This is a genomic window from Klebsiella sp. EMBS2024, assembly GCF_036233805.1.
In the GTDB taxonomy this organism is placed as follows: Bacteria; Pseudomonadota; Gammaproteobacteria; order Enterobacterales; family Enterobacteriaceae; genus Klebsiella; species Klebsiella pneumoniae.
In genome coordinates, this window is sequence record NZ_JAZARW010000001.1 from 4,270,116 (window position 1) to 4,277,069 (window position 6,954).

The 6,954-nt window shown below is 56.9% G+C and carries 5 protein-coding genes and 1 pseudogene; all 6 read right to left on the reverse strand.

Annotated features, from left to right (window positions below):
* Positions 1-4: 4 nt before the first annotated feature.
* Complete coding sequence (gene dppF, locus VZP09_RS19525) at positions 5-1,018, reverse strand: dipeptide ABC transporter ATP-binding subunit DppF (RefSeq protein ID WP_002921784.1); 1,014 nt, start codon at positions 1,016-1,018, stop codon at positions 5-7.
* Positions 1,015-1,998, reverse strand: a complete 984-nt coding sequence (dppD, locus tag VZP09_RS19530; protein ID WP_002921785.1) for a dipeptide ABC transporter ATP-binding protein — start codon at positions 1,996-1,998, stop codon at positions 1,015-1,017. Before dppD ends, dppF begins: the two co-directional genes overlap by 4 nt.
* 10 nt (positions 1,999-2,008) lie before the next feature.
* Positions 2,009-2,911, reverse strand: a complete 903-nt coding sequence (dppC, locus tag VZP09_RS19535) for a dipeptide ABC transporter permease DppC (protein WP_004173938.1) — start codon at positions 2,909-2,911, stop codon at positions 2,009-2,011.
* 9 nt (positions 2,912-2,920) lie between these two features.
* Entirely contained in the window at positions 2,921-3,940 is a 1,020-nt protein-coding gene (dppB, locus tag VZP09_RS19540) for a dipeptide ABC transporter permease DppB (RefSeq protein ID WP_002921786.1), read from the reverse strand.
* Positions 3,941-4,074: 134 nt separating this feature from the next.
* Positions 4,075-5,682: a dipeptide ABC transporter periplasmic-binding protein DppA gene (dppA, locus tag VZP09_RS19545; RefSeq protein ID WP_328795356.1), complete on the reverse strand. Its 1,608-nt coding sequence runs from the start codon at positions 5,680-5,682 to the stop codon at positions 4,075-4,077.
* 639 nt (positions 5,683-6,321) lie between these two features.
* Positions 6,322-6,954, reverse strand: a pseudogene (locus VZP09_RS19550) (IS3-like element ISKpn1 family transposase); the annotation flags it as partial.

Below are 6,954 nucleotides of genomic sequence, written 5' to 3' on the forward strand. Positions count from 1 at the left end.
GCCATCAGGCGTGGGACTTTTGCGGATTCTCATCCTGGTCGACGGCAAAGCAGGCCACCAGCTGGCCGCCGTAGTCCTTCAGCTGCGGCTGGAGCTGAGTGCAGGGGCCAAAGCGACGGCGACAGCGCGCGTTAAAGGCGCAGCCCGGTGGCGGATTTAGCGGGCTCGGCAGTTCGCCGGTCAGCTTGATCCGCTCGCGCCGGTCGTCTGGGTTCAGACGCGGCGTCGCCGACAGCAGCGCCTGGGTGTACGGATGACGCGGATTGTTGAAGATCTGGTCTTTGGTGCCCTTCTCCACGCAGCGGCCAAGATACATCACCATCACTTCATCGGCGATGTGCTCGACGACCGACAGGTCGTGGGAGATAAACACGTAGGACAGCCCTAAATCCTGCTGCAGATCCATCATCAGGTTCAGCACCTGGGCGCGTACCGAAACGTCCAGCGCGGAGACCGGCTCATCGGCAATCACCACATCTGGATCCAGCATCAGCCCGCGAGCAATAGCGATACGCTGACGCTGACCGCCGGAGAACATATGCGGGTAGCGATCGTAATGCTCGGTTTTCAGGCCCACTTTCGCCATCATCGCCAGCGCTTTTTCACGCCGCTGCTCTTTGCTCAGGCTGCTGTTAATCAGCAGCGGCTCCTCCAGAATCTGCCCCACTTTTTTACGCGGGTTCAGCGAACCATACGGGTTCTGGAACACAATCTGGATTTTTTGCCGCCGCAGCTTCTGCGCCTGCGGGTCGTGCTTAAGCAGATCCTGCCCCTGATAATAGAGCTCGCCGCCGGTGGGGATCTCAATCATCGTCAGCAGACGACCGAGGGTCGATTTGCCGCAGCCCGACTCCCCCACTACCGCCAGCGTTTTACCGCGCTCAAGGGTAAAGGAGACGCCGTCCAGCGCCTTCACCAGCCGTTCCGGGGCGAATAACCCCTTCTTCACCGGATAGTGTTTTTTCAGATCAATGGCCTGCAACAGCGGTTGTGGCGTGGCGGCCTTTTGCGTACTCATAATCCAGGCCTCCCGGCATCATCGAGTGGGTAGTGACATTTAGACTGGCGGCCGCCGGTCAGATCCGCGAGCGCCGGCTCTTCGCTACGGCATTTATCCGTGGCATAGGGGCAGCGCGGATTAAGCAGGCAGCCGTTGGGACGGTCATATTTCCCCGGCACCACGCCCGGCAGCGAGGCCAGACGCGCTTTATCCTGGGCGAATTCCGGCAGCGCGCGCAGCAGCGCCTGGGTATAAGGATGGCGCGGCGCGCGGAAGATATCTTTCGCGTCACCGGTCTCCACCACCTGACCCGCGTACATAACGATAATTTTATGCGCGGCTTCCGCCACCAGCGCCAGGTCGTGGGTGATCAGCACCAGCGCCATATTCTCCTGCTGCTGCAGATCCAGCAGGAGCTCAATGATTTGCGCCTGAATGGTCACGTCCAGCGCGGTGGTCGGTTCATCGGCAATCAGTAGTTTTGGCCGACAGGCAATCGCCATCGCGATCATCACACGCTGGCTCATGCCGCCGGAAAGCTGATGCGGATAGACGTCCAGCCGCGAGGCCGGATCTGGAATGCCCACCAGGTTCAGCAGGTCGATGGCCCGCTGGCGGCGGGTTTGCTTATTACCACCCTGATGGACCTTAATCGCTTCCATAATCTGGTAGCCGACGGTGAAGCACGGGTTGAGGCTGGTCATTGGATCCTGGAAGATCATCGCCACTTCCGCCCCCACCAGCTGGCGCCGCTCTTTTTCAGAGATGCGCTGCAGATCGCGGCCGTTAAATTCCAGTTTGTCCGCCATCACCCGGCCGGGATAGTCAATCAGCCCCATAATCGCCAGCGAGCTGACGGATTTACCGGAGCCGGACTCCCCGACGATACCGACCACTTCACCCTGCTTCACGCTATAGCTGATGCGGTCTACGGCGCGAAACGGCGCGTTTTCATCGCCGAAATGCACCGATAATTTATCTACATTCAATAACGCCATCTCGAACCTCTTACTGCTTCAGTTTGGGATCGAGCGCGTCACGCAGACCGTCACCCATCAGGTTAAATGCCAGCACCGTCAGCAGGATCGCCACGCCCGGGAAGGTGACTACCCACCAGGCGCTCTGCGCGAACTGCAACACGTCGGAAAGCATGGTGCCCCACTCCGGCGTCGGCGGCTGCGCGCCCATGCCGAGGAACCCCAGCGCTGCCATGTCGAGAATGGCGTTGGAAAAGCCCAGCGACGCCTGAACGATCAGCGGCGCGAGACAGTTAGGCAGAATATTAACGAACATCTGGCGCATCGCGCCGGCGCCCGCTACGCGGGAGGCGGTCACGTAGTCACGGTTGACCTCCACCAGCACCGCGGCGCGCGTGAGACGCACATAGTGCGGGAGCGCCACGAAGGTTAGCGCCAGCGAGGCGTTGACGATGGAGGGTCCGAAGATAGCCACCAGCACCAGCGCCAGCAGCAGACTCGGCAGCGCCAGCATAATATCGACGACGCGCATGATGATTGAGTCCACCACTCCGCCGAAATAGCCCGCCACCAGGCCGAGCACCACGCCGAGGATCAGCGACAGAACCACCACCAGGCAGCCCACCAGCAGCGACAGTCGGGCGCCGTACATCAGGCGCGACAGAATATCGCGGCCCACGTCGTCGGTGCCGAGCAGATGCGCCAGGCTGCCGCCGTCCTGCCAGAACGGCGGCGCCAGCAGCGAATCACGGAACTGATCCGCCGGGTTATAGGGGGCGAGGAAGTTGGCGAATACCGCGATGACGATCATCACCACCACGTATACCAGCCCGACGACCGCCCCTTTGTTGCGTTTGAAATAGTGCCAGAACTCCTGCAGCGGAGTCATGGGTACCGGCGCAGCGATAACTTTATTTTCAGTAACTTGTGACATGATGGCCCCTTACTTCTTATGCCGGATACGCGGGTTCACCACGCCGTACAGCAGGTCGACCAGCAGGTTGACGAGGATAATCATCGTCGCCACCAGCAGCACCCCGCCCTGCACCACCGGATAATCGCGACGCTGCAGCGCGTCGATCAGCCAGCGACCTAAACCAGGCCATGAGAAAATGGTTTCCGTCAGGATGGCGCCCGCCAGCAGGGTGCCCACCTGCAGACCAATCACCGTGACCACCGGCAGCATCGCGTTACGCAGCGCGTGGATCACGATCACCCGCATCCGGGTCAGGCCTTTGGCGCGCGCGGTACGGATATAGTCTTCGCCAAGCACTTCCAGCATCGACGAACGGGTCATACGTACAATCACCGCCAGCGGGATGGTGCCCAGCACGATAGCGGGCAGGATCATATGCATTAAGGCGTCAATAAAGTCGCCCTGCTCGCCCCAGATGGCGGTGTCGATCAGCATAAAGCCGGTCAGCGGCAGGGTATCGTCAAGGAACACCGTATCGCTGATACGCCCGGAGACCGGCGTCAGGTTCAGCTGTACCGAAACCAGCATAATCAGCATCATGCCCCACCAGAAGATAGGCATTGAGTAGCCGGTCAGCGCCAGGCCCACCGCGGTGTGGTCAAAGATGGAGCCGCGTTTTACCGCAGCCAGCACGCCCACCGGAATGCCGACGGCGACGGCGAAGATCATCGCGCAGACGCCCAGCTCAAGGGTGGCTTTAAAGCGTGGGACAAACTCCTGCCACACGGGAATGCGGCTTTTCAGCGAGATGCCTAAATCGCCGTGCAGCACGCCCCAGATATAGTGGGCATATTGCTGCCACAGCGGCTTATCAAGGCCCATTTCGGCCAGCAGCTGCGCGTGACGTTCGGGGGAAATACCACGTTCGCCCGCCATAATCATCACCGGATCGCCGGGGATCATATGGACGAAGGCAAAGGTGAGAAGGGTGATACCGATAAATGTCGGGATGACTAGTCCCAGACGTCGGAGAATAAACTGCAACATAACCCGGATTCTCTCTAGTGACGCCCCGCCTGGCGACAGGGCGTCTGTATTGCTCACAAAAGCATTCCCCGGAATAGCGGGAATACGCCCCCCGCCTCTCCCACGCGGGGAGAGGGGGTCAGGCATCGTGCTTATTATTCGACAGAGACGTTATCGAAGTGGTGTTTGCCCAGCGGGTCCACCACATAGCCTTTGACTTCTTTACGCACCGGCTCATAGACGGTGGAGTGAGCAATGATCAGCGCCGGAGCCTGGTCATGCATCACTACCTGAGCCTGTTTGTACAGTTCAATACGCTTGTTGTGGTCGTCGGTAGCGCGGGCCGGCTGAATAAGATCTTCAAACGGCTTATAGCACCAGCGCGAGTAGTTGGAGCCGTCTTTCGCCGCGGCGCAGCTGAACAGGGTCGCGAAGAAGTTATCCGGATCCCCGTTGTCGCCGGTCCAGCCCATCATCACGCTCTGGTGCTCGCCCGCTTTCGCCCGCTTCAGATACTCGCCCCACTCGTAGGTGACGATCTTGGCCTGGACGCCAATCTTGGCCCAGTCAGCCTGAATCATCTCCGCCATGCGGCGGGCGTTCGGGTTGTACGGACGCTGTACCGGCATCGCCCACAGATCGATGGTGAAGCCTTTTTCCAGGCCCGCTTCTTTCAGCAGCTGCTTCGCCTTCTCCGGATCGTAGGTGTAGTCCTTAACGTCGTCGTTATAGCCCCACATGGTCGGCGGGATCAGGTTCTTCGCCGCCTGGCCTGCGCCCTGGTAAACCGCTTTGATGATCGCTTCTTTGTTGACCGCGTAGGTCAGCGCCTGACGTACTTTGACGTCGTCCAGCGGTTTCTTCTCGGTGTTAAAGGAGAGATAACCAACGTTCANACCCGGCTGTTCCAGCAGGGTAATGTTCTTATCTTCCTTCATGCGCGCGATGTCCGCCGGGTTCGGGTACGGCATCACCTGGCACTCGTTTTTCTGCAGCTTGGCATAGCGCACGGAAGCGTCCGGGGTGATGGAGAAGACCAGACGATCGATCTTCGGCTTGGTGCCCCAGTAGCCCGGGAAGGCTTTATACAGAATGCGGGAATCTTTCTGGTATTGCAGCAGCTGGAATGGGCCGGTACCGATAGGATTGAGATCCACTTTTTCCGGCGTGCCGGCTTTCAGCATGTTGTCAGCATACTCTTTCGAAAGAATGGAGGCGAAGTCCATGGCCAGATCAGCGAGGAACGGCGCTTCCGGACGGGTCAGGACGAACTGGACGGTATTATCGTCCACTTTCTTCACTTCGCTAATCAGGTCCGGTAAGCCCATCCCTTCAAAGTATTCATAGCTGCCGCCAGAAACTTTATGGTACGGGTTATTAGTATTCTTCTGGCGATCGAAGGAGAACACCACGTCATCGGCGTTCAGGTCACGGGTTGGTTTAAAGTCTTTATTATCCTGCCACTTCACACCCTGACGGAGGTGGAAAGTATAGGTTTTGCCATCCGCACTGACTTCCCATTTCTCAGCAAGTCCTGGAATAACTTCCGTCGTACCGGTTTTAAATTCGACCAGGCGGTTATAGATCGGTACGGAGCTGGCATCATAGGTGGTGCCAGAGGTGAAGAGCTGTGGGTTAAATCCTTCCGGCGAGCCTTCAGAACAATAAACCAGGGTTTTCGCTTGCACGCTGGCGGCGACGGTCATGGCGACCAGGCTCAGACCAAGCTTCAGCATCCCTGATTTCTTCAAGGAAATACTCATTATTCTGCTCCAAAATTGTGATGTTGTTTGCATATATCCGCCGGACCTTTATTTATTTTTTACCCGGTCCGGTCGGTGGTGCCCGAAGGCGTAGAGAGAGATGGGGATTCCTTTCGCAAAAACGACTGAGTTGCAGTACGGATTCTCCATGAAATGCCCCTCATGCCCTACAATCTGTCAACAGAATGGGGAAACGTCAATACAGCCAGCCGGGTTTTACATCCAGCGTGAGAAACGGCAGGCAAAGATTAAAAAAACTTCAGGACGCTATTTTCAGCAGAGAAATTTATGCTACTGGCAATTCAGCAGAATAAAGCCCTTATTAATTTGCAACACCCAGTGGGAAACAATGCCAGCAAATGAGAAAAATTTCTTGCTGTGTGACCAATATGTGAGCGATTAATAGCGTGAACGTCAAAACGCACAGCGGAAAATGCTGCATTCAGCCATAAGCTTCGCGAAAAAAGATCTGTTCATCGATAAAAAAATGCAATGGAAGATGTCACAAAATAGCGAATAGCCGGCTGAAAACGTGAGTAAAGACGTTTATTGTGATTTTGGTGGTATTTTTGGCCAGTCGTGCACTGATGATGCCCGGCGGCGCTGCTGGACTGACCCCATAAAGTTGGATGGTTCATATTAAGCGGCTCTCAGAGCCTGGGTTCGGTACTCTACCGGACTCAGGCCTTTTAATTTCAGGCTTATCCGCNCGTTGTTGTAGTAATGGATATAGTCCTCTACGGCTTTTCTTAGCGCACTGACACTCCTGAACTCCCTCAGATAAAAACACTCCGATTTCAGGGTCCCGAAGAAGTTTTCCATCACTGCATTATCCAGGCAGTTTCCTTTACGCGACATACTCTGCGTCATCCCATGCGCCTTTAAACGTTCCTGATAGCTCCTCATCCTGTAATGCCAGCCCTGATCCGAGTGCAGCAGCGGAGCATCTCCCGGTCTGAGCTTCGGGAACGCACCGTCCAGCATCGTATTCACCATCTCCATCACCGGCCTTTCCGACAGGCTGTAGGCGATAACCTCCCGGTTAAACAGATCGAGAACTGACGACAGGTAAAGCTTTTTTCCCTGTACCGGGAACTCTGTCACATCTGTTACCCATTTTTCGTTGGCTTTTGACGCACCGAAGTTCCGGCTCAGGATATTGGGCGCGGCCTCGCCCGTTCTCCCTTTCCAGGCACGATATTTTTTCGCCCTTATCACAGACCGGAGTGACAGTTCTGCCATCAGCCGCTGCACTGTTTTATGGTTTATCCG

Coding starts and splice junctions, on each gene's coding strand:
- dppD (WP_002921785.1), bottom strand. CDS start 1,998: ATGGCGTTATTGAATGTAGATAAATTATCGGTGCATTTCGGCGATGAA.
- dppF (WP_002921784.1), bottom strand. CDS start 1,018: ATGAGTACGCAAAAGGCCGCCACGCCACAACCGCTGTTGCAGGCCATT.
- dppB (WP_002921786.1), bottom strand. CDS start 3,940: ATGTTGCAGTTTATTCTCCGACGTCTGGGACTAGTCATCCCGACATTT.
- dppC (WP_004173938.1), bottom strand. CDS start 2,911: ATGTCACAAGTTACTGAAAATAAAGTTATCGCTGCGCCGGTACCCATG.